Genomic DNA, 20,576 nt, shown 5'->3' with positions numbered 1-20,576 from the left:
GCCGCCTCGCGGCGGCCAGATGTCGGAAATACATTTCGATCACTACGCTAGTGCGGACTGCCGCAGAGCCTAGGCTACAATCGGCCGGTGACCCGGTAGACTCGCGCCTCGCCTTCGACGCCGCGCAGCGGCGCCTCGAACTCCTCGACATGGTGGCCCGCCAGCAGCTGGCGAACAGCGGGCGCGGTGTAGAGTGCTTCAGTGAGACAGATTTCGCCGGCGTCGGCGAATGATTGCACCCGCGCGGCAATATTCACGGTCTGGCCGAAATAGTCGAGATTCTCGTTGAGGGTCACGGCGATGGAAGGACCGCAATGTGCCCCCATTTTGAGAACGACGGCGGGCTGGCCGTGCTTGGAGTTGAACTCTCCGATGTCCCGCAGAATGTGCAGCGCTGCCTCCACGGCATCCACCGGCCGGAAAAACGCAGCCATGACGGCGTCGCCGATGGTCTTCACGATGGCACCGGCATGCCGATGGGCAATTGCGTCGAGGAGAGCGAAATGTTCGCGGACGAGAGCATAGGCATTAAGATCCCCGAGGCGCTCGTAGAGCGCGGTCGAACCCTTCAGGTCCGTGAACAGGAACGTCACCTGCCGAACGCCGAGGCCCTCCTCCTCATCTACGCGCTCTGAGCGGAAGAGCTTGCGGAACGTCTGACGCGTCAGCAGCATCCCGCCCGAGACGTAGGGATCGAATTCGAGGGTCGGCTTCTCTGGCATTTCCAAGATTTCAGGTGGCCAGTTGATCAGGAGCAGCGAACCGCGCTTAGGGCCGGTGTTGCTGATCTCGAAGATCACAGGCCCCGACGGCACGGCCGAAACGGCGGGCGTGAACCGCTGCCCGTCATAGGTGGCACGAACGATCGTCGGAGTATTCGGCATCTGCACGGCAGTGGGATCGAGCGCGACCGGGAGCGTAAAGCCCGCCTGGGTCTGGACGTTGACGCCTGAGACCGCGCCCGGCCCAATATCGGTCTGCAGCGTCGTTGTCAGACCGGACGGCAGATAAGTCATTCCGCGAACGAAACCGCGCAAGACATCGACAAATCGAGTCTGTCCGCCGGGCAGCCGTCCGCTGTTGGCGAACTTGAGCTTCCAGTGCAGATCTTCGATCGAGAGATTGTCGACGTCATACAAGGCGAGGTGCCGAATTTGCGGCGAGACGGAGAAGGACACTTCGATGAAGTCGTCGAGTTCGGTGTGACCCTCGATATCGCAAAGCCCGCAGACGAAATGGCTCCGGAGCGCACGGAGCCTCCCGAAGCTTTCCAGCACCAGACCCGAGTGGGGGCAGAGAATGTCCCAATGCATGTCGACCAGCCCGGCGCGAGCGGCATGGAGAAACAGATCGATCGACTCCGGCTCAGCCACACTGCGATCACGGGCGAACGCCAGCGGATTGGCGCGGTACAGGCTGACCTCGTCACCACTGCGAATCAGCGTTTCGAACTTGGAGATTACGCGCGGGCTCCAAGTGCGGGCCTGCTCGATCTGCGTCATCTTGCTTTCGAGAAGACGCTCGTCAATGGATGTCATCGATCAGCTCCTGACGATGGCAATCTATCAGCTTCGCCCGGTCCTCGCGAGCCATCCGATGCCGCACGGACTATTGCACTGCAAGGATTTTCAATCCACCCATGTCGCTTATGGGTCAAAGTGCGAAGAACTCAACCTGAGCAAATCTACTCCGCCATGCCTCGCTGGATGGACCTCAATATGGTGCGCCCACGACGTCGCTGAAGCCCCAAAAGCTGACCCGTATATCGGGAGATGCCGCGCATTGCAGTGAGTCCGATCACATGCAGGAACGGTGATCTGCTCCAACAGGGCCGTTTGAGAAGGGTAGCTTCCAGCGAGGGGACAGAATGGAGAAGTATGGAGGGGCGCCATCGAGGTGCGTGACTATGACCCCGACTGGCCGGTTCGTTTCCAGCAGGAGTGCCGTCGCTTGCGATTTGTGGTCGGTCCGGCGCTCAAGATCGAACACATGGGCAGTACGTCTGTGTCCGGCCTCTCGGCCAAACCGATTATGGACATCTTGGTCGGCCTCCCGAACTTGTTGCGCGCGAAGTCCACGTTTGTGAGGCCATTCGCGCAACTCGGATACACCTACATCCCCGAGTACGAAGCATGGTTACCTGGTGAACTGTTTTTTCGGAAGAGGATGCCTGGACCCTGGACACACCATCTTCACATCATGGAGCAATGCAATCCACGCTGGAGAGATTTCCTGCTGTTTCGCGACTACTTGCGCTTACACCCGGAAATCGCTGCCGCGTACGGAAGCCAAAAGAAATCGCTCGCGGATGAATTTGGCAAGAACATCGAGGGCTTTCGCAAAACAAAACATCGGTTGTGAGGGAGATAACCGACAAGGCGCTATCAGCATTCGGGAAGTATTGTTTGCGCTGCCACAGCGACGGGATATGCCGTGCGGCGCTGCTAAGATGTCCGCTTCGGGTCCACAAGCGGGAATGCCAACGAGCAGCTCCTTGCTCGAGCCTCACAGCGCAAGGCACGGGTGGAGTTCTCTCCCTTCAGGCGCTTGGCAGGGACCGAGTAAGGAGCTGCCGGCGAGCCTTCTTCAGATCGGTCGCCAGTTTTATTTTCTCTCTCAAAACGAGGATTTCGGAATATTCCTTTTGGATCTCTGGGCGGGTGCGAAGTGCTTCAAGCTGCTGGGCGGTCAGTTTCAGTATCGCGGCAATATGCGTACTCTGGATGTGGTGCATGGCAATCAAATCCGCTGTTGGAAAAAAACGGAACGGCACGATACAGCGAACTGCGGTGCGGCGTCGCTGGAAATAAACAGCCAGCCTTACTGTCGTTTTTTTTGCAGCGCGTCACTGCCCTCATCAGGTGGGGGGCTGCCGTCTGCTCATAATGAATTTCTTGACCGCATGAATCGTGCGAGCAAGCTGTCGCGGCCGGCGACTACGCGGCGGCGTGACTAACACAACGAAGAGCAGGTTCAGCAGCAGCCAGCAGCCGACCGCGATGAAAATGTACTTCATAACTCCTCAAGGGTGCCCTCGGAAGAGCACTGCAAGAAGAGCGGCAGCAACAATCGCGAGCCAGATCATCGAAACAACGAAGCTGGCGAAATGCCAATCTACGTCGCGGCGCCTGGTCTGCATTGTGTCTCCTTCCGGAGGCCGTGTGTGGTCGTCTCAGCGGCCTCTATCGTCCTTGCCGTTGGGGCTGCCGTCTCCGCCGCCGTTGCCCCAGCCGTTGTTGCCGTGATGGTGATGGTCGTCGTGGACCGCGCCTGCGCCCGACTTCGCGATCGCATCCGATGTAAGGGATGTCGACAGGAGTAGGGTGATGGCTGGAGGTGTCACCGCCGCGAACTTTCCGCAGGTTCTTAAGAACTCGCGACGGTCGTCCTGATCTGGCATGCGTTTCTCCGTCCAGAGATAAGCCTAAAAATTAAATCACAATAACTGAATTAAATCAATTTAATTTCGTTCCAGAAGAAAGCGGCCGCCCACTCGTCAACTCCCTCAGGGGAAGCTCGACGCGCTGGAGTCCGCTGTGGTCACAAGCCGCCGACCACGCCGAAGGTGAGAGCTTCCGCTTTGCCTTGGTAAGCCGACGTTTATGAGGTCACGTCCTCGGCGAGAGCGGCTTCGACCGCTCGGCTCGGCGGCAGGCCAAGAGCAGGTCAGGAACTCGCGGAGGCGTTGCGGATTGGCTCTGTCGGCCGGACTGAGTGCCTCCAGCGAGACGGCTATGGCGAGCGACCGCAACACATTCCTCGGCGTCGCGGCGTGCGACCTTGCCCAGCCTCTAGGCGAAGCCGACATCGTCATCTTCGGAGCTGCCGACGCCACGCCGCATGTGAGGGGCAGGACCAGCCATGCCGCGAATGGCCCAGCGGCCATTCGCAATGCTTTGCGCGTTTATCAGACCGACCTTGCTAGGTGGGATTTCGACCAAGACGGAATCCTGCTCGACCCGGAGCAAATCCGGGTCGTCGATGGCGGCGATCTTGCCACGTCACCCGAGGCCCCCGAGCAAAACCGGAATGCAATCAGGACCGCCACCAGGAAGATCCTGAAGTCCGGCGCGGTACCCATGCTGCTCGGCGGAGATGATTCTGTCCCCATACCGTTCTTCGAGGCGTTCGAAGACATGGGCAAGCTGACGATCCTGCAGATCGACGCGCATCTGGATTGGAAGGACCAGCGCGACGGCTCAGCACATACGTTTTCCAGCACGATGCGGCGCGCTAGCGAGTTGCCTTGGGTCGAACGCATTGTGCAGGTCGGTTTAAGGGGTATCGGCGGCTCGGGCCTGCAGGAGCTCAGTTGCGCGCGGAATTGGGGCTCCAGGATTTTTACGGCACGAGAGCTCAAAAGCCGGGGCGTTCAAGCCGTCCTCAGTGCAATCGAGGACAGCGCGAACTGCCTGATCACGATCGATTGCGACGGCCTGGATCCGTCCGTCATTCCCGGCGTGCTGCTGCCGCAGCCCGGCGGCTTGTCCTATTTCGACGTCATAGACCTGATCGCGGGCGTCGCCTCGAAGGCCAGAATTGTCGGTCTTGATCTGGTCGAATTGGTGCCGGAGCGTGATCTGCAGAATATTGGGGCGATCTGCGCAGCGCGGATCATCTGCAACGCCATTGGACATATCGCCAAGCAGAAACGCTAGCCGGTGGGCATGTGTCCGAGCGCCTTGCGGATCATCGCGGCGAGCTGGTTGCGGCGGTAGGGTTTTGTCAGCAGCATGACGCCGTCGTCGAGCTTGCCGTGGTGGACGATGGCGTTGTCGGTATAGCCGGAAGTGTAGAGCACCTTCACGCCGGGGCGGATCGTCGCCACCTTGTCGGCGAGGTCGCGTCCGCTCATGCCGCCGGGGATGACGACGTCGGTGAACAGCAGATCGAACGGCTGGCCGGCCCGGATCAACTCCAGCGCGGCCTTGCCGTCGGGTGCGGCGACAGTCTGGTAGCCGAGGCTCTGGAGCTGCACGGTGACGAAGTTGCGCACCAGTGGATCATCCTCGACCACAAAAATGGTCTCGGCGCCACCCTGGGCCGGCGGTGCGGCAGAGGTGACTGGCTCGGTCATGCCTTCGCCCGGCGGCAGATAGAGCTTGATCGTGGTGCCGTGGCCTTCCTCGCTGTAGATCTTGATGTGGCCGCCGGATTGCTTGACGAAGCCGTAGACCATGGAAAGGCCGAGGCCGCTTCCCTTGCCGACCTCCTTGGTGGTGAAGAACGGCTCGAACGCCTGCTGTTGCACCTCGGCCGGCATGCCGGTGCCGGTGTCGCTGACGGCGAGCATCACGTAAGGGCCGGGCCGCACGTCGGGATTGCTTTGCGCATAGGCCTGGTCGAGCACGACGCGGTGGGCCTCGAGCAGCAGCTTGCCGCCGTTCGGCATGGCGTCGCGGGCGTTGATGGCCATGTTGAGCAGGGCATTGGTGAGGCGGGACGGATCGATGTGCGCGGTCATCTGACCCTGTTCGAGCACGGTCTCGATCTCGATCTGCTCGCCGAGGGTGGGGCGCAGGAGTTTCGCGATGTCCGCGACCGCGGCGTTGATCTCGACGTTGCGCGGCTGCAGCGGCTGCCTGCGCGCGAAGGCGAGCAGATGCTGGATCAGCTCGGCGCAGCGTTCGGCGGCCTCGTCGATCAGGCGCGCCACGCGCTGGAGCTCGGGCTGCTGCTTCAGGCTTGCCACCAGCGTCTCGGTATTGCCGGAGATCACGGTCAGCATGTTGTTGAAGTCGTGCGCGACGCCGCCGGTGAGCTTGCCGATGGCATCCAGCTTCTGCGACTGGTACAACTGCCGCTCGGTCTCGCGCGAGGTGGTCGCGTCGTGATAGACCAGCACCGCGCCGGAGACGTTGCCTTTCCCGTCCAGCATCGGCCGGCCGCTGATCATGAGATGACGGGGAGCATTGCCGCTGTGCGGGCGGACGATCATCTCCATGTTCTCGAACGGCTCGCCGCGCAGCACGCGTGCCGACGGCAGCTCGTCGGGCTTGAGCGGGGTGAGGCCGTCGCCGTGAAGCACGGTGGACATCGCGCGCAGATTGCGCAGGTTCATGCCGGTCCGGTGCAGCAGCATGCGCTCGGCGGCGGGATTGGACAGAAGGACATTGCCCTCGGCATCGATGACCAGCACCGCCTCCGCCATGCTGTGAAAGGTGCTCTGGAGCACGTTGACCGAGAGGCGCAGCTCGTCATGCGCGGTGACCAGATGCTCGGTGCGCTCGGCCACGGCGGCCTCGAGCTGCTGCTTGGCGGCCGTGGTCTCCATTAGCGTGCTCTTGAGTGCGCCCTCGCTGCGCCGGCTCTCGCGCATCATCATCACGACCAGCAGCAGGATCACCAGTGCGCCGGCGACGTCGATGCCGAGCAGCACGATGCCGGTGCGGCGCGAATCCTGGGAGCGCGCCGCGAGCAATCGTTCTTCCTCTGCGCTCAAATGATCGAAATTGCCCATCACCGTGTCCATGAGGCCACGGCCCTCGCCCTTGCCCTGGACTGCTGCAATGCCGGCCTGATCGTTTCCGGCGCGCAGGCGCATCACTTCGGCGGCGATCTCGATCCGGCGCAGCGCCAGCGGCTCGGTGCCCTCGAGCAGCGCGACATGTTCGGGAGTGTCGCGCACGCTGCGCTTGAGATCGGCGAGTGCCGGTGCGATCCGGGCGTGCACCGCCTGGAATTCTTCGCTGAAGCTCGGGTTGCGATAGATCTCGTAGCCACGTGCGGCGCTCTCGGCACTGCGCATCAGCACGCGCAGGTCGGAGATCTTCTTCAGCACCTCGACGGTGTGATTGACCCAGGCCGCATCGGACCGTGACTTGACGTCGAGGCCGATCGAGGCTGCGGTGATGATCAGGAGGATGGCAAGTCCAGCACCGAGAATGACGCGCTGCGTTGGGATCAAGGGACTTCTTTCTTGTCCTTCGGCTGCGAGCCATCGCCCGGCACGGCGATGCATTCCCGGATCGTGGTCAGCAGCGTGTCCGGCGTGAACGGCTTGCGCAGGCAGCGGGTCGCGCCAAGCTCCAGCGCCATCCGGAGGAAGTCGGGAGAGGGCGAGGCGGATGATGCGAAGGCGTAGCCGGACATCGCAATTAGCGGAACCGCCGGCGCGCGCTCGTGAAAGATGCGAATGGACTCGAAGCCGCGCATGTGCGGCATGAAGATGTCGACCAGCATCACGTCGAAATTCTGTGTTTCGAGCGCAGCCAAACCCGTTTCTCCGCCGTCAGTCAACGTGACGTCGAAGCCCTGACGTTGGAGGAGGACCTCGATGGTCGCGCCGACCATCGGATCGTCATCAACCACGAGAATGCGCGGCATGACACTTCCCAGTCATCGAAGTCCCCACAGCCAAGTTGATACAGGGGAATCGCGCGTCGGGTCAATTTGGGATTGGATAAGGGTAGATATGCACGGCGCGGTGAATAAAGGTCCGCTCGCATCGATTGTACGCGACACTTGCCGATGACGAATACGAGGCGAGCGAAACAGGTGAGGCGCCTGAATGAAAAAGGCGCCGCATCGCTGCGACGCCTTCTTCTTCAAGTGTTTCAGGTCGTGTTACGGGCAGGGATGACGCTGGCCGTCATAGCCCAGATAGGTGCCGGACGCCGGATCGTAGGACTTGTAGCGCTGCGCGCAGTAGGCCGCGGAGTCGCCGCCGCCATCGGGGACCACGGCCACTGTCGGTTCATCATAGTAGCTGTCGCCGTAATAGTAGGGGTCGTCGTAATACCCGCCGCCGTAATAGGCGTACGAGCCGAGGCCGCCGATCGCAGCGCCGGCCGCGAACCCGGGCCAAAAGCCGCCGCCGTGACGATGATGCCAGTGACGACCACTCCAATTGCCGCCACCGCCCTGCCAGTTGCCCGCAGTCGCGACGCTGCGTGTACCGCTGTAGGACGGCGAGAAGGCCTGTCGGCTCACCGTGCCGGCTGCGAAGCTGCCACCGCCCGGACGTACTGCTGCGCCGGCCGCGAAATTGCCGCCGCCGCCGCCGATCCGCGCGCCGCCGAAGTTGCCGCCGCCCATGCGGGCGCCGCCGCCACCGAAATGTGCCCCGCCGCCGCCGCCACCGAAGTGTGCTCCGCCGCCGCCACCGAAGTGTGCTCCGCCGCCGCCACCAAAGTGTGCTCCGCCGCCGCCGACCGCTGCGGCCCGACTTTGGGCAAAGCTCGGCGTCGCCAACGGGATAACCAATGCCACTGCCGCAGCCGTGCTCAAGACTTTCAGACTTTTCATGATCAAAACTCCTTTTCCCGGAAGCAAACCCCATGAAAGGGCCGGAGTTCCTGGGATCACGGGGGTTTGCGTGCGACGAAAAGTTCTCATGGCGACGCTGTATCCGGCATGAACGGATCGCGTCCGATTTGCGGCAGCGTTCCGTGCCGGGGACTGCATCTGCAGCGCGGCATTGCTGCCCGCGCCGAACTGGACATTTCGCCGTCCGGATGGCATCAGGACCCGACGAAGCAGGGCCCTTGCCGCATGAAACAGTTCTTCCTCAAGTTTTTCACCTGGTGGAATGGCCAGACGTTTGGCACCCAACTCTGGACCAAGCGCTACGGCGAGCTGGTCGGCCAGGACGAGCAGGGCAACCTCTATTATCGCACCCGCGGCGGGGCGATCGACCCGGTGCTCGGCTTCGAGCGCCGCTGGGTGGTCTATAACGGCTACGCCGAGGCCAGCCGTATCCCGCCGTCCTGGCACGGCTGGATGCATCACACCGTCGACGTGCCGCCGACGCAGGACAACTACCAGCCGCGCGAATGGGAAAAGCCGCACCAGCCCAATCTCACCGGCACGGCCAACGCCTACCGTCCCGCGGGCTCGACGCTCGCCAGCGGCAAGCGGCCGAAGGCGACCGGCGACTATCAGCCCTGGACGCCGAGCTAGCCTTCCGATTCCCGTCTCAACCCTTGTCGTGGGGGTGGATGCACCCGCATCCGCCTCGCTTTGCTGTGGACAACGGGAACAGCGGGGATGAGTGCTGCGCGGGCATTGCAGCCACGCGGGCGATGCGGCTCAATGGTCGCATCTTACGGAGATGGGAGACCATCGCGTTCGGTTCGGGCAACAGTTCGCGACTGTCCCGAAATGCAGCGGCCGCCGACCAGGACTCGATCGGGAGATAGGCCCCCGGTCTGGAAGCTCCGAAATCGCCCGATGAAATGTGCAGCCGCCGTAAGACAGGAAAGGCCGCTCGGGAAACCGGGCGGCCTTTTTCTTTGATAGAGGGACGACTGATTTCGCGTGCCCCGGACGCTGCGCGGCACCGCTACGCGATGCATCGCGTCCGGGACACGAGAGTGGAGACTAGGTCATCCGCTCGGCCGCACGCTTCACCGCCTCTAGCCGGCGCGCCTGACCCTGCGCGCCGCGCTCTTTTAGTAATGCCAGCACCTCCGCCGGCGCGGTATCCGGCGAGCCTGCATTGAACGGCGGGGCCGGATTGTATTCGAGCTGAAGCTGGATCGCCTCCGCGGTGGTGCGATCGACCATGATCGACACCAGGGTCAGCGCGAAATCGATTCCCGCGGTGACGCCGCCGCCGGTGATGCGGTTGCGGTCGACGCAGACGCGCGTCTTGGTCGGCGTCGCGCCGAACTGAGCGAGCATCTCCATCGCGCTCCAATGCGTGGCGGCGCGATAGCCCTTCAAGAGGCCGGCGGCGCCGAGCGCCAGCGATCCCGTGCAGACCGAGGTGACGTATTTGGCACCCTCGGCCTGCCGGCGCAGGAAACCGAGCACCTCCTCGTCATTGAGCAGATCGTTGGTGCCGCCGCCGCCGGGCACGCAGATCACGTCGAGCTGCGGGCAGTCGGCGAATGTCGTGGTCGGCGTCAGCGTCAGCACGGAATCGCTCGGCACCGGCTCGACCCGTTTCCAGATCAAATGCAGTTTTGCGCCCGGCACAGAGGAGAACACCTGCAGGGGACCCGTAAAATCGAGCTGGGTGACGCGCGGAAACACCAAGAAACCGATCTGGAGCGGGGACGACATGAGAGCCTCCAATTATGAGCTTGACGGAAGCAGCCTCTCATGATGCCTTTCCGTCCAGAATGGCGTATTTCCCTCGCTTTCGGACATAACCATGATCGGCATCCTGATCTTCCCGGACTTCCAGTTGCTCGATGCGGCCGGCCCGATCTCCGTGTTCGAGATCGCGGCGCGCTGCACGGGCAAGACGACGACCGGGATCCGCGTGCTGGCGGTGAACGCGGGGCCGGTGCGCAGTTCGTCCGGCGTTGAGATGATGGCGCGCGAATTCAAGTCGGCCAATGCGATCACGACGCTGGTCGTGGCGGGAGGTGCGGGCGTGACGGATGCCGCGCGCTGCGAAGTCACGCGCGCCTTCGTGCAGCGGCTGGCGCGGCGGGGCGTGCGGGTCGCGAGCGTCTGCTCGGGCGCCTATGTGCTCGCCGAAGCAGGCCTGCTCGACGGCCGCCGCGCCACCACGCATTGGGGACGCACGCGGGATTTCGTCGCGCGCTATCCCAAGGTGAAGTTCGAGCCGGACCAGATTTTCACCCGCGACGGCAATGTGTGGACGTCGGCCGGCATCACGGCCGGCATCGACCTTGCGCTCGCGATGGTGACGGAGGATCACGGTGAGCAGATCGCGCAGGACACGGCGCGGCAGCTCGTGCTGTATCATCGCCGCAGCGGCGGCCAGTCGCAATTCTCGTCACTTCTGGAATTGAAGACGCCGAACGGCCGCTTCGGCGCGCTGCTGTCCTGGGCGCGCGAGAACCTCGACGCTCGCTTGACTGTCGAAGATCTCGCCGACCGCGCCGGCATGAGCGCGCGGCATTTTGCCCGCGCCTTTGCCGCCGAGACCGGCACGACGCCCTCGAAGGCCATCGAGCGCTTGCGCATCGAGGTCGCGCGCGAGCGCGTGCAGTCCTCGCGCGAGGCGATCGAACTCGTCGCGGAGACGACCGGTTTCCGCGATCCCGAGCGCATGCGGCGCGCCTTCATTCGCGCCTTCGGCCAGCCGCCGCAAGCGCTGCGGCGCGCGGCAAGGGCCGGGTAGGGAGAATTGATCGAGTTGGAGAGCCCGCTTGAGCGGGTGAGCACACTTGGATATTTGAGCAGACTTGCATATTGCGCGGCATTTCCCCTTTTGGAGCCGGAACGGACCTCGTCAAGCGAATGCACCCGTTGTAGACGATGTGTACAACACGTACCGTCGCCGATCCGATGCAAGGAACCCCAATGACCGATCGAGAAAAGATTCTGATTGCCCTTCGCGAAAAACCTCTGAAGACCTTCGAAGTCATGAAGCGCGTGAACATCAAGAATCAGGACGACTGCCAATCGCTCCTGTTGAAGATGCGTGACGAAGGCGCCGTGAAATTCGACATTCACAAGGGACATTGGCGCGCTGCGTGACGACATTCGCCTGGTCACCAGCGGCCTCGCGACGGCAGAGCGGACATGACTTGCGTGTTGGCAAGGCTTGCGGATTGGTTCAGCCCGATGCGGCCTTGCCGCCGGTCGCCGCGGCGCCCGAGGCCTGTGCGCGCGCCGTCAAGCGCCGCGCGATCGGCATCAGCATGTAGGGCGCCAGGTGAATGGGAAACTGCGTCATCGCGAAATAGAGCCAGGTGGTGGGCGGCAGCGCGCCGGCAGTCGCGGCGAGCATCAGGCCCAGATTGCGCTGTGACACCATCAGCCCGAGCGCCAGCGCGCGCTCATAGCCGATGCGGCGGAACAGCAGCGTGGTGACGGCGAGCAGCGTGAAATAGATCGCGAAGGCGAGAGCTGCGAAGCCGATGGTGGAGACCGGCCGGGCGACGAGATCGCTCGCGACGTCGCCCATGATTGCGGTCGCGAAGACCAGCAGGATGACGATGTTGAAGCCGTCGATCGGCTGCCTGTGGCGCTGGATCGCGGCCGCGCCGAAGATCTGTCGGATCACGGTGGCGGCCAGCAGCGATGCGGCGAGGATGCCGAGCAGCTTCAAGCCCAGCGCAGGCGGCGAGATGCTGAGCATGCCGTCGAGGAACAGGCTTGCGAACAGCGATGCCGTGAACGGTACCAGCGCCGTCGCGCTCACCAGCGTGACCAGCACCAGCGTGGCGTCGAGGCCCATCAGCGCCGCCAGCGCCGGTGCGGCCATCATCGGCGAGGCCATGCTCTGCAGCATCAACGCCAGGGCAAGGTCGGGCGCGCGCGCCGTGAGCCCGGTGACATGGACGATCAGCCCGATGATCACAGGCACGCCGATCATGGTCCAGACGGTCGCGGTCGCGACCAGCGCCGGCCGGCGCAGATGGCCGGTGAGCGCGGCGAGATCGACCCGCATGAAGGAGATGCAAAGCAGAACGAAGATCGCCTCGGTGACGTAGGGGCGCAACAACGCCCCGAGCGGCGGTACCGCGAGCGCGATGAACACGCCGGCGGCCACCGCGCGGGTGCCCTGGCCGCCAAGCCATGTCAGCCCGCGCAGGGGGAGGGCGAATATGTTTTGAAGAACGGGCGGCATCGGGAACGGCGTTTCAGGCCAATCCTTTCAGCCACGCGCCGATCTCGCTCACGGCGACATTGGCCTCTCGCAGCAATTTCCCCATCGTGAAGAAGCCGTGGAACTGGCCGGGATAATGCTTGGTAGCCACGGCCACGCCGGCCTGCCTCAGCCGCTCGGCATATTCGTCGCCTTCGTCGCGCAGGGGATCGGCACCGGCGGTCAGCACATAGGCCGGCGGCAGGCCGGCCAGGTTTGTCGCCCGTGCCGGCGAGGCGCGCCAGTCGTGGATATCGGCGGCGCCGTTGAGATAATGGTCGCGGAACCAGCGGATCACCGAATGCGTCAGCAGCACGCTCGTCTCGGGTTCGCGGTGAGAGCCGTGCGTCATGGCGAAATCGGTCGCCGGGTAGATCAGCAATTGGCCCGCGATCGCAGGACCATTGCCGTCGCGCGCGGCGAGCGCGACCACTGCGGCGAGATTGCCGCCCGCGCTATCGCCGCCGATCGAAAGCCGGGAGGCGTCGATGCCGAGCTCGCGCGCGTTGGCGGCGACCCATTTGGTCGCGGCGATCGCGTCATCGATGGCGGCGGGAAATTTGTGCTCTGGCGCGAGGCGGTAGTCCACCGAGATCACGATCAGCGCGCCGGCGTCGGCGAGCTGGCCGCAGACGACGTCATGGGAGTCGAGATCGCCGATCACCCAGCCGCCGCCGTGGAAGAACACCAGCGCCGGGGACAAGCCATCATACCGCCGCGGCTCTTTCGGAACATAGAGGCGCGCGGGAATGGCGCCGTGCGGTGCCGGGATCGACAGCGGCGTGACGCGCGCGAGGTCAGGTGGCTCGGGATTGGTCGCAAAGCGCGCCTGCGCGTAATAGGCCCGCGCTTCCGGTGCGGTCAGGGTCTCATAGGCGGGCCGGCCGGCCTCCTGAAAGGCCTTGTAGACGGCGGCGGCATCGGGATCGAGCACAACGGGCATGGGGAGCGACCTCTGGGTTTCCAGTTATCGTTGGAGTTCTTTTCGGGGGCGGGCCGCCTCGGCCGCCGGGAAGCGTGCTCGACTATTCCATCCGGGGGCCGATCTGGCCAGACCGGGCCGGGAAGGGCAGGGATGCCGCCCTTCCCCCGCCGTATTCGCCGTGTTAACCGGATGGCCTGCGAGCGGCGGTAGCCCCTGTAGAATGTCCTCCAGCAAGCCCGATTCGCTGTTGAAGCCGCGCGAGATATGTTTCGAACATTTACCCTGACAGGTCTTGCGGCGCTTCTGGCCGCCACCGCACTGACGGCTGCGACGCCGGCGCAGGCGCAGATCGGCACGATCTTCTCCGATCCGCCGCCGCTGCGGCCGCCCGGCACCATTCCGCGTGGCCAGCCCCAGCCGCAGCCGCAGATCCCCGATGACGACGAAGAGGTGCCGGAGCTGCCGCCGCAGGGCCGTGTGCTGCCGTCACGTCCGATGGCGCCACCGCCGGGCCGGCAGGGCAATGTGATGCCGGGGCCGGTCGAGACCCAACCTCTGGCGCCGCCGCCCGGTTCTAGCGCCGCTCCGCCAAACCAGCCGCCGCCCGTCGCGGTCGCTCCGCCCAATCCGCAAGGCGCCCCGGGTGCGCCCGGTCAGCGCCAGCCACAGCAGAAGGGCGGACCGGGCGGCGCTGTCCCGCAGACGCCGGCGAGCCTTCAGCCGGGCGACGAAGTCGTCACCGAGCCGCCGGCCCAGAAGATCGTGAACAAGAAAGCGACCTTCTCCGGCCTCGACAAGATCACCGGGCGCATCATCAACTTCGACGAGGAGATCGGCGAGACCGTGCAATTCGGGGCGCTGCGCGTCAAAACCGACGCCTGCTACACGCGGCCGGCGACCGAGGCCGCCAACACCGACGCCTTCGTCGAGGTCGACGAGATCACCTTGCAGGGTGAGGTGAAGCGCATCTTCTCGGGCTGGATGTACGCGGCAAGTCCGGGCCTGCACGGCGTCGAGCACCCGATCTACGATATCTGGCTCACCGACTGCAAAGAGCCGCAGCAAACGATTGCGACCGCGGCACCGGATCCCGGCACCAAGCCGGCACCGCCGCCGCCCGCGCAGAAGAAGGCCGCGCCCAAGCAGGTGCAGCAGCGTCCGCCGCAGCCGTTACCGCCGATCCAGCAGCAGCAGCCGGCACCGCCGCCACCTCCTCCGCCGCCCGAGCAGCGGCCGGGTCTGTTCGGTTTCCCCGGGTTTGGCCGCTAGGCCAAATCCCGCGGGGTTTGGTCGATAATCCGGTTATTGCCGCGCGGCGATGATCTCGAGCGCGCGCGCGCCCGGGATCGCTTCGCCGGCCGAGAGCCTCAGGAAATCGCCAGGCCCGCCCGCGAGCGCCTTGTCGAGCAGCGCGGTGTAGCGCCGCCGCGAAATCTCGGCCGCGCCAAAACTCTTCAGGTGTTCGGTGACATATTGGGTGTCGAGCAGCTCGAAGCCGCCATGGATGAGCCGCGCGACCAGATGCACCAATGCGACCTTGGAGGCATCGCGTGCGGTGTGGAACATGCTTTCGCCGAAAAAAGCCCGGCCCAGGCTGACGCCGTAAAGGCCGCCGACGAGGTCCTCGCCCTGCCAGGCCTCGACGCTGTGGCAATGGCCGAGCTCGTACAGCCCGCCATAGAGGTCGCGGATGCGCTTGTTGATCCAGGTGTCCTCGCGCCCGGCTTGGGGTGCGGCGCAGCCGGCGATCGTGGCCTTGAAGGCGGTATTAACGGTGACGCGGAATGAATCCGAACGCACGGTGCGCGCGAGCCGCGAGGCCACGCGAAATCCGTCGAGCGGGATGACCCCGCGCAACTCCGGCTCGACCCAGAACAGGGTCGGATCATCGGCGCTTTCAGCCATCGGAAAGATGCCGCAGGCATAGGCGCGCAGCAGCACGGCTGGCGTGATTTCAGACGGGGCAGAGTCGCGCGAAGTCATGGCGCGTCATAATAGCAGGATCGCAAGGCGGTTGCGATGGGCGGTGCGGATCAGTTCGCTGCGGCAGCAGCCGGCTTGCCGGCGGCAGCCGGGACACGGCGGAACATCAACATGACGCGGGTTCCGGAATGGTTGGGGTCGCGCTCGACCGAAGCGTCGAGCTTGCTGGCCATGGCTGCGACGATACGCTGGCCCATGCCGGTGGAGCGCGGATCGGCCTTGACGTTGTCGCCGACGCCATCGTCGCTGATCGACAGCAGGAGATCGTCGCCCCGCGAGGTCAGCTCCACATGGATCGGGCCGGCGCCGTCAGGGTAGGCGTATTTTACCGCGTTCATCACCAGCTCGTTGACGATGATGCCGACGGCGACTGCACGGTCCGGATCGATCTCGATCGGTTCGGCCTTCAGCGTCAGGCGCGACATCCGGTTGCCCTCGGCCGAGCGGCGCAGATCCTCGAGCAGCGAGTCCAGATACTGGTTCAGGACCACGCTCTTCAGGTCTTGCGAGGTGTAGAGGCGGCGGTGCACTTGCGCGACTGCGGCCACGCGGCCCATCGCATTGGTCAACGCAGCCTTGACCTCGTCCTGCGCGGCGGAGCTGGCCTGCAGGTGCAGGAGGGAGGCGATGATCTGCAGCGAGTTGCCGACGCGGTGGTTGACCTCGCGCAATAGCAGCTCGCGTTCGGCTGCAAGAGCAGCGTAGCGGTCGCGCGAGGCATGGATCTCGGCTTCGGCTTCCTCGCGCGCCTTCTGCAATTCGGCTTGGCGCAGCGCGCCATCGGCCGCGACGTGAAGCAGGGGAATGAAGTCGCCCTTGACGTCCTTGACGAGATAATCGGCCGCGCCCGCCTTCAGCGCCGTCACCGCGATGCTGGAATCCTGCGAGGCCGTGACGAAGACCACCGGCGGCGCGCCCGGGATCGCCATGATCTGCTCCAGCGTTTCCAGTCCGTCGAGGCCGGGCATGTATTGGTCGAGCGCCACCACGTCGATACCGCCGGTCGTGGCCGCGCGGCGGATGTGCTCGAGGCCTTCCTCGCCGCTTGCGGCGTGAACGACCTTGTAGCCGCGCCGTGTCAGGCCGCGATCGACCAAGCGCGCCAGCGCCCCGTCATCGTCGATGTAGAGCAGTGTGGGCGTACGTTGATTCATGGGGCGGCGGGCGGGACCTGGATGACCGAGAAGAACAAGCCGAGCTGCCGGATGGCATTGGCGAAATTCTCGTAGTTCACGGGCTTGGTGATGTAGACGTTGCAGCCGAGCTCGTAGCAGCGTTTGATTTCCTGGGAATCGTCGGTGGTGGTCAGCACCACCACGGGCGAGGCCTTCAGGTATTTGTTCTCCTTGATCTGCTTTAAAATGTCGATCCCGGTCATGTCGGGGAGGTTGAGATCGAGCAGGATCAGGAGCGCATTGCCTTTTTGCACGAGCCCGCTGCCGTCGGGCCCGAACAGGTGCTTCATCGCCTCAGTGCCGTTGGCAAAGGAGATGATCTCGTTGTTGACGCCGGACCTCCGGATGTTCCGCTCGATCAGCCGCGCGTGGCCCTCGTCGTCCTCGATCATGATGATGGTGACGGGTTGAGTCATTGATCCGCGTTCCGGTTGCTGGCGTTCCAGGTGATGGGCAGCGTGATGGTGAACGTGCTGCCCGTATTCAGTTCCGATGATACCGACATGGTGCCGCCGAGGCGACGCACAAGTGCACGCACATGCGCAAGACCGATGCCCTGACCGGGCTTGTCCTGGGTTCCGGCGCGGCGAAACAGGTCGAAGATCCGCTGGTGGTCCTTGGCGTCGATGCCGCGGCCGTTATCGCTGATCTCGAAGATAGCGTAGCCGAGCTTGGTGCGCCCGCGGATTCTGATCTCGCCGGGGACGCCGGGCTTGAGATATTTGATGGCGTTGTCGATCAGATTGGAGAAGATCTGCTCCAGCGCCAGGCGGTCGCTGACGAGATCCGGCAGCGGGGCGATGTGGATCTCGGCCTGCGCATCGGCGGCCTGATGCGCCAGCGTCGACACGATGGCTTCGATCAGCTCGCGCGTGTCGATCTTTTCCGGCTGGAACTCGCGCCGGCCCTCGCGGGTGAGATTGAGGATCGCCGAGATCAGGCGGTCCATCTTGGCGATCGACGACTTGATGAAGCCCAGCGCTTCGGAAAAATCCTCTGACAGCTGCTTGTCCGGACCTTCGAGTGCGATCTCGCCGTCCGGCAACGGCGGCCCGTCGGCCGGGACATGGGTGAGGCTGCCGATACGGCGGAAAATGTCGCCGCCGAGCTCTTCGAGCTCACTGGTGAAGCCCATGATGTTGACGAGTGGCGAGCGCAGATCGTGGCTGACGATATAGGCAAAGCGCTGGATCTCGTTGTTGGCTTCGCGCAGATCGGCCGTGCGTTCGTCGACCACGCCCTCCAGATTGACATTGGCATCGCGCAGGCGCGCCTCGGCATCGTCGCGGGCAAGGGCCGAGCGCCGCACCAGCCAGATCGAGATCAGGGCCAGCAGCACGACGAGGCCGGAGCCGATGCCGGTCATCGACGCGGCCAGGGTCTGGCTGCGGTCCGAATTGATCGTTCGCAGCCGGAACAGCCGTTCCTCCTCCTGAATCATCCCGGTCGCGACATTGGCGATCGCGGCCGTGGTGTCCGTGGAGGCGATCTCACGGACCAGCGCTGCGGCCTTCTCCGGCTCGCCGCGCCGGATGAAGTCCATCTCCTGCACGAACTGGCCGAGCCTAGTCTCGATCGCCGCGCTCAGCTTCTCGATGCTTTGGCGTTGCTCCGGATTGTCGCCGATCAGGCGCGTGAGCCTGTCGAGAGCCGGGACGATGGCCGCCACGGCCTTGTCATGGTCGACCTTGAAATCCTCGCCTTGTGTCAGAAGGTAACCCCGGGCGGTGCTCTCGGCGCGGCGGATTTCCAGCAGGAGGGCGTTGATCTGGTTCTCCGCCTCGATCGTGTGAATCACCCATTTGCTGTCGTCTCTCGCCTTGTTGACGAGGTAGACGGAGCCGGCGCTGATCACGGTCAGCACCAGGAGACCGGCCGCGAACAGCAGGATCTGCCAGAATCTACGCCGCCGCTGCGCGTCAGCGATCACGACGGTCTCGCTCGATCAGGCTTGCCGGACTTCAAAACGCCCCCTCGGAACTGTCCCCATCGTGCCAAACGCGATTAGGGCCAAAGGGTTCCACGGGAAAGGACGGCTACTTCGGGGCGGGTTCCGCCTTGTTGGCGAGATATTGTTCCAGCCAGTGGATGTGATAGTCGCCGTTGATGATGTCGTCTTCGCGCACCAGAGCGCGGAACAGCGGCAGGGTCGTCTCGATGCCCTCGACCACCATCTCGTCCAGCGCCCGGCGCAGCCGCATCAGGCACTCGCCGCGGGTCTTGCCGTGCACGATCAGCTTGCCGACCAGCGAGTCGTAATAAGGCGGGATCGTATAGCCCTGATAGACTGCGGAATCGATCCGCACGCCGAGCCCCCCGGGCGGGTGATATTGCGTGATGCGGCCGGGCGAAGGACGAAAGGTCTGCGGATTCTCGGCGTTGATGCGGCACTCGATCGCGTGGCCGATGACCTGGACCTCGTCCTGCCTCGCCGGCAGGTCGCCGCCGGCGGCGATGCGGATCTGCTCCAGCACGAGGTCGATGTCGGTGATGCTCTCGGTGACGGGATGCTCGACCTGGATGCGGGTGTTCATCTCGATGAAGTAGAACTCGCCGTCCTCGAACAGGAACTCGATCGTGCCGACGCCGAGATATTTCATCTCGCGCATCGCCTTGGCGCAGGTCTCGCCGATCTTGGCGCGCGCAGCCGCGGTCAGCACGGGCGAGGGGCCTTCCTCCCAGACCTTTTGGTGGCGTCGCTGCAGCGAGCAGTCGCGTTCGCCAAGATGAATCGCGCCGCCGCGGCCGTCGCCGAGGATCTGGATCTCGATGTGACGCGGCTTCTGCAGATATTTCTCGAGGTAGACGGAAGCATCGCCGAAGGCGGATTTGGCCTCGTTGGCGGCCGTCGACAGCGCGACCTGAAGATCGGCCTCGCTCTCGGCCACCTTCATGCCGCGGCCGCCGCCGCCCGCCGCGGCTTTGACCAGCACGGGGAAGCCGATCTTCCTGGCGATCGCCATCGCGTCGTCGTTGTGGCCGACCCCTCCGTCGGAGCCGGGCACCACGGGAATGCCGAGCTTCTTGGCGGTCCTCTTGGCCTCGATTTTGTCGCCCATCAGGCGGATGTGCTCGGCCTTCGGGCCGATGAAATGCAGATTATGCTCAGCGAGGATTTCGGCGAAGCGCGCGTTCTCCGACAGGAAGCCGTAGCCGGGATGCACGGCATCGGCCCCGGTGATCTCGCAGGCCGCGAGCAGCGCGGGCACGTTGAGATAGCTGTCCTTGGAGGCCGGCGGCCCGATGCACACGCTCTCGTCCGACAGGCGCACATGCATGGCATCGGCGTCGGCGGTGGAGTGCACGGCGACGGTCGCGATCCCGAGCTCCTTGCAGGCCCTGAGGATGCGAAGGGCGATCTCGCCGCGATTGGCTATGAGGATCTTGTCGAACATGGTGTCCTTATTGGACTGACGCGCGGAAAGCGGCGAGGGCGATGAGACCGCCCTCGAACGTCACTCAATGATCACGAGCGGCTCGCCGTACTCGACCGGCTGGCCGTCCTCGATCACGATCTGCGTCACCGTGCCGGCGCGCGGCGAGGGGATCTGGTTCATGGTCTTCATGGCTTCGATGATCAGCAGCGTCTGGCCGACCGAGACCTTGCTGCCGACCTCGATGAACGGCTTGGCGCCGGGCTCCGGCGCCCAATAGGCGGTGCCGACCATCGGCGAGGTTACGGCGCCGGGATGCTTCGACAGGTCGGCAGCGGCAGGCGCGGCGGCAGCTGCGACCGCCGGGAGCGCGGCGGGGGCAGCTGCCATCTGCATCGGCATGGTCGCGGCGACGCTGATATTGCGGGCGACGCGCAGGCGCAGGCCGGCACGCTCGATCTCGATTTCGGTGAGGCTGGTCTCATCGAGCAGCAAGGCGAGCTCGCGGACGAGGGCGGAATCCTCGCTGGAAAACTTTGCGGCTGCTTTGTCGTCTGGCTGGCGCGCCATGTTGTTTGATCCGAATGTTCTGTGTGAAGGGGAGC

21 protein-coding genes and 1 pseudogene are annotated in these 20,576 nt (G+C 64.4%); 6 read left to right on the top strand and 16 right to left on the bottom strand.

Going from position 1 to position 20,576, the window contains the following annotated elements; genetic code table 11:
• Positions 1–74 precede the first annotated feature (74 nt).
• Positions 75–1,538 carry an adenylate/guanylate cyclase domain-containing protein gene (locus BcanWU425_RS22440; protein WP_085353537.1) on the bottom strand — a complete coding sequence of 488 codons (1,464 nt, stop codon included), beginning with the start codon at positions 1,536–1,538 and terminating at the stop codon, positions 75–77.
• A gap of 358 nt (positions 1,539–1,896) precedes the next feature.
• On the opposite strand from BcanWU425_RS22440, the gene BcanWU425_RS22435 reads away from it, so the two are divergent.
• The gene (locus BcanWU425_RS22435; RefSeq protein WP_204511068.1) at positions 1,897–2,361 is read left to right on the top strand and encodes a GrpB family protein; all 465 of its coding nucleotides are present in this window, start codon (positions 1,897–1,899) and stop codon (positions 2,359–2,361) included.
• 178 nt (positions 2,362–2,539) lie between these two features.
• Here BcanWU425_RS22435 and BcanWU425_RS22430 read toward each other — a convergent pair whose 3' ends face one another.
• The 3 genes from BcanWU425_RS22430 to BcanWU425_RS22420 form a co-directional block, all read right to left on the bottom strand.
• Positions 2,540–2,734, bottom strand: coding sequence for a hypothetical protein (locus tag BcanWU425_RS22430; RefSeq protein ID WP_018454499.1), 195 nt, complete (start codon positions 2,732–2,734; stop codon positions 2,540–2,542).
• 123 nt (positions 2,735–2,857) lie between these two features.
• Entirely contained in the window at positions 2,858–3,016 is a 159-nt protein-coding gene (locus BcanWU425_RS22425) for a hypothetical protein (protein WP_204511069.1), read from the bottom strand.
• A 156-nt stretch (positions 3,017–3,172) separates the two neighbouring features.
• Complete coding sequence (locus tag BcanWU425_RS22420; RefSeq protein WP_085353535.1) at positions 3,173–3,400, bottom strand: hypothetical protein; 228 nt, start codon at positions 3,398–3,400, stop codon at positions 3,173–3,175.
• 334 nt (positions 3,401–3,734) lie between these two features.
• On the opposite strand from BcanWU425_RS22420, the gene BcanWU425_RS22415 reads away from it, so the two are divergent.
• Entirely contained in the window at positions 3,735–4,658 is a 924-nt protein-coding gene (locus tag BcanWU425_RS22415; protein ID WP_204511070.1) for an arginase family protein, read from the top strand.
• Here BcanWU425_RS22415 and BcanWU425_RS22410 read toward each other — a convergent pair.
• From BcanWU425_RS22410 to BcanWU425_RS22400, 3 genes are all read right to left on the bottom strand, one after another.
• Positions 4,655–6,907, bottom strand: coding sequence for a CHASE3 domain-containing protein (locus tag BcanWU425_RS22410; protein WP_204511071.1), 2,253 nt, complete (start codon positions 6,905–6,907; stop codon positions 4,655–4,657). The two genes, BcanWU425_RS22415 and BcanWU425_RS22410, sit on opposite strands and share 4 nt — an antisense overlap.
• Positions 6,904–7,326: a response regulator gene (locus tag BcanWU425_RS22405; protein WP_085353532.1), complete on the bottom strand. Its 423-nt coding sequence runs from the start codon at positions 7,324–7,326 to the stop codon at positions 6,904–6,906. Before BcanWU425_RS22405 ends, BcanWU425_RS22410 begins: the two co-directional genes overlap by 4 nt.
• Positions 7,327–7,566: 240 nt before the next feature.
• Positions 7,567–8,247, bottom strand: coding sequence for a BA14K family protein (locus BcanWU425_RS22400; protein ID WP_204511072.1), 681 nt, complete (start codon positions 8,245–8,247; stop codon positions 7,567–7,569).
• Between the two features lie 246 nt (positions 8,248–8,493).
• Here BcanWU425_RS22400 and BcanWU425_RS22395 point away from each other — a divergent pair, with 246 nt between their 5' ends.
• A complete protein-coding gene (locus tag BcanWU425_RS22395; protein WP_026232746.1) occupies positions 8,494–8,901 on the top strand; it encodes an NADH:ubiquinone oxidoreductase subunit NDUFA12 in 408 nt (135 codons plus the stop codon).
• Positions 8,902–9,321: 420 nt separating this feature from the next.
• Here the strand turns inward: BcanWU425_RS22395 and BcanWU425_RS22390 are convergent, their stop codons facing one another.
• Positions 9,322–10,008, bottom strand: a complete 687-nt coding sequence (locus tag BcanWU425_RS22390) for a DJ-1/PfpI family protein (RefSeq protein WP_204511073.1) — start codon at positions 10,006–10,008, stop codon at positions 9,322–9,324.
• A 91-nt stretch (positions 10,009–10,099) separates the two neighbouring features.
• On the opposite strand from BcanWU425_RS22390, the gene BcanWU425_RS22385 reads away from it, so the two are divergent.
• Together BcanWU425_RS22385 and BcanWU425_RS22380 are read left to right on the top strand one after the other, a co-directional pair.
• A complete protein-coding gene (locus BcanWU425_RS22385) occupies positions 10,100–11,041 on the top strand; it encodes a GlxA family transcriptional regulator (protein WP_204511074.1) in 942 nt (313 codons plus the stop codon).
• A gap of 182 nt (positions 11,042–11,223) precedes the next feature.
• Entirely contained in the window at positions 11,224–11,400 is a 177-nt protein-coding gene (locus tag BcanWU425_RS22380; RefSeq protein WP_018454491.1) for a hypothetical protein, read from the top strand.
• A gap of 79 nt (positions 11,401–11,479) precedes the next feature.
• Here BcanWU425_RS22380 and BcanWU425_RS22375 read toward each other — a convergent pair whose 3' ends face one another.
• Positions 11,480–12,496, bottom strand: coding sequence for a Na+-dependent transporter (locus BcanWU425_RS22375; protein ID WP_204511075.1), 1,017 nt, complete (start codon positions 12,494–12,496; stop codon positions 11,480–11,482).
• Between the two features lie 13 nt (positions 12,497–12,509).
• Positions 12,510–13,457 carry an alpha/beta hydrolase gene (locus BcanWU425_RS22370; RefSeq protein ID WP_204511076.1) on the bottom strand — a complete coding sequence of 316 codons (948 nt, stop codon included), beginning with the start codon at positions 13,455–13,457 and terminating at the stop codon, positions 12,510–12,512.
• A gap of 202 nt (positions 13,458–13,659) precedes the next feature.
• Between BcanWU425_RS22370 and BcanWU425_RS37430 the strand changes: the two are divergent.
• Positions 13,660–14,708: pseudogene (locus BcanWU425_RS37430) on the top strand (DUF2155 domain-containing protein).
• Between the two features lie 33 nt (positions 14,709–14,741).
• On the opposite strand, the gene aat reads toward BcanWU425_RS37430, so the two are convergent.
• The 6 genes from aat to accB all read right to left on the bottom strand — a co-directional run bounded on the left by aat (position 14,742) and on the right by accB (position 20,541).
• Positions 14,742–15,422 carry a leucyl/phenylalanyl-tRNA--protein transferase gene (gene aat / locus BcanWU425_RS22355; RefSeq protein WP_204511077.1) on the bottom strand — a complete coding sequence of 227 codons (681 nt, stop codon included), beginning with the start codon at positions 15,420–15,422 and terminating at the stop codon, positions 14,742–14,744.
• Between the two features lie 50 nt (positions 15,423–15,472).
• Positions 15,473–16,576 carry a sensor histidine kinase gene (locus BcanWU425_RS22350; protein WP_231188558.1) on the bottom strand — a complete coding sequence of 368 codons (1,104 nt, stop codon included), beginning with the start codon at positions 16,574–16,576 and terminating at the stop codon, positions 15,473–15,475.
• On the bottom strand, positions 16,573–17,013 hold the full coding sequence (locus BcanWU425_RS22345) for a response regulator (protein ID WP_018454485.1): 441 nt from the start codon (positions 17,011–17,013) through the stop codon (positions 16,573–16,575). The genes BcanWU425_RS22350 and BcanWU425_RS22345 overlap by 4 nt, the downstream gene beginning before the upstream one ends.
• Positions 17,010–18,527, bottom strand: coding sequence for a sensor histidine kinase (locus tag BcanWU425_RS22340; RefSeq protein ID WP_204511079.1), 1,518 nt, complete (start codon positions 18,525–18,527; stop codon positions 17,010–17,012). The genes BcanWU425_RS22345 and BcanWU425_RS22340 overlap by 4 nt, the downstream gene beginning before the upstream one ends.
• Before the next feature lie 106 nt (positions 18,528–18,633).
• Positions 18,634–19,992: an acetyl-CoA carboxylase biotin carboxylase subunit gene (gene accC, locus BcanWU425_RS22335; RefSeq protein WP_085353525.1), complete on the bottom strand. Its 1,359-nt coding sequence runs from the start codon at positions 19,990–19,992 to the stop codon at positions 18,634–18,636.
• A gap of 60 nt (positions 19,993–20,052) precedes the next feature.
• On the bottom strand, positions 20,053–20,541 hold the full coding sequence (accB, locus tag BcanWU425_RS22330; protein ID WP_204511080.1) for an acetyl-CoA carboxylase biotin carboxyl carrier protein: 489 nt from the start codon (positions 20,539–20,541) through the stop codon (positions 20,053–20,055).
• Between the last annotated feature and the right edge of the window lie 35 nt (positions 20,542–20,576).

It is taken from the genome of Bradyrhizobium sp. WU425 (assembly GCF_021052305.1).
Lineage (GTDB): Bacteria > Pseudomonadota > Alphaproteobacteria > Rhizobiales > Xanthobacteraceae > Bradyrhizobium > Bradyrhizobium canariense_D.
This window is presented reverse-complemented; position numbering and strand designations above follow the sequence as displayed.